Source organism: Pseudomonas sp. BMS12 (assembly GCF_001592875.1).
Taxonomy (GTDB): Bacteria; Pseudomonadota; Gammaproteobacteria; order Pseudomonadales; family Pseudomonadaceae; genus Aquipseudomonas.
Genome location: NZ_LSOF01000035.1, coordinates 368 through 2,232, shown reverse-complemented (window position 1 = coordinate 2,232; position 1,865 = coordinate 368). Strand labels below are relative to the sequence as shown.

Sequence of the window (1,865 nt, the reverse complement as noted above, 5' to 3'; positions counted from 1 at the left end):
GAAGGTGCGCGTGCTGAATGGCGGCGTGATCACCACGCCGGTGGCATCGGACAGCTTCACCCAAGGCATCACCATTGCCGCTGACGAGATCGAAGTGGATGCAGCGTCTCGTATCAGTGTTGCGAGCCGAGGCTTGTTGCCTTCGGTAGATATCGGCCTCTATTGCGGCGGCAGCCACGGTGGTTCTGGCGGGCGTTACAACAACTGCTCGACCAACGCCGTATACGGCGATTACCTGCAACCCAGCACCTTTGGAACCGGCGGTAAGCAAGGTTCACAAACCTCATCGCTTACCCGAGGGGGCGGCGCGCTCAAACTTGTAGCTCAAGTCGTCAAGCTCTATGGCCAGCTGCTTGCAACTGGTGAGAGCGGTAAATCTGGTTACACCTGGGGCGGTGGCGCTGGTGGTTCCCTCTGGGTAGATACCCAGTTGCTGCTGGGCGGCCCGGAGACACGAATTCTCGCTAATGGTGGCACAGGTGGTTCTTCAGGCGGGCCTGGGGGAGGTGGTCGAATTGCCATCTACTATGCAGGCATGCAGGGCATTGACCCTATCAGTCAGATCAGCGTCGCTGCAGGCACTCCCAATGCCAGTTCTACACCAGGCGAGCAAGGAACTCTGCATCTAGAAAACCGCGTCGTTTCGACCGCGGTGCTAAACGCCGATGTCGCCGGATATATGAGCCGCGCGGTGAGCGCTATCACCGTTGACTTCATCAATGCGGTGGACCCGGCTTCGATCAGCAACAGCACCGTGCGACTGTTCGGACCTGCAGGTGAGGTGCCCTTCACGGCTATTTCTGCGGTCAACACCGTGCGTTACCAGTTCGCGCTCAGCGAGGCCCTGGCGGACGGCTCCTATGAGCTGCGCGTTGGTCCTGGCGTGCGCTCTGCCCAGGGTATGGGCATGGACCAGAATGGCAACGGGATTGCCGACGAGCCAGGCGATGTCTTCGTGCGCGGATTCGTCGTCGACCAGCTATTGCCAGCAACCCCCATCGTCAACAACCCGCCTCTTGCCCCGGCAGTCAACAAGCTGACCCAGCGCAAGCTGAGCATTTCCGGGGAGCGTGAAGCCCAGACCGCCATCCTGGTCAACGGTGTGCAGCAGGTGACCCTGGGATCTGGCGCCTGGAGTATTCCGGACTTTGCTCTGCCCGAGGGCGCTGGCGAGCTGCGGATTGAGGCGCGGGATGCCGCTGGGAATCTGTCCCCGGCAGCTATTGTGAAGTTCAATGTGGACAGTCTGAAGCCTGTCCTTACGCAGTACTCCTACTCCGGTAACATTCGGGAGATACCGAGCTCAGTCTGGGTTCGGCTCAAGGAAGATGGTAGCGGGCTGGATCTTGCCAATAGCGGAATTGTTTTGAAGAAGGCAGGAGTTGGTTTATCCGGTCAGCTCAGTCTGGATGGGGATACTCTGCGTTTGACTCCTTCTAGTCCGTTGCTCGAAGGCAGCTACAGCTATGAGATTCGCCTCCAAGACAATTTCGGCAATCTTTGGAGTGGAACTCAGACTTTCAAGCTCGATTACACCGCTCCCGCGGCAATAGTGCTGGATCCTTACCCCTCTATTACCACCAGCGGCAAACAGCGTTTCAGTGGTACGAAAGAGTCTAGTGCCACGATCCGCTTCCGTAATGCTGCTGGTAACGTTGTGGTGTCAATGGGCACCAATAGCAGCACGACATGGCAATACGATCTGACATTGAGTCCCGGAGACAACCAGCTTACCGTCGACCAGACTGATGCTGCAGGCAACGTCAGCCCGAGAACACCGATTCAGATCCGCTTCGACGACCAAGCCCCCGGCCCGGTGGTTCTGGGTGCGGACCCCAAGGGCAGCGGTACATCTGTGAAACTGT

General features: G+C 58.4%; 1 protein-coding gene. It reads left to right on the top strand.

The annotated features are described in order from the left end of the window. Window positions 1–1,865, top strand: a 1,865-nt coding sequence (locus tag AYB31_RS20925) for an Ig-like domain-containing protein (protein ID WP_201787438.1), incomplete at both ends; no start/stop codon positions are given.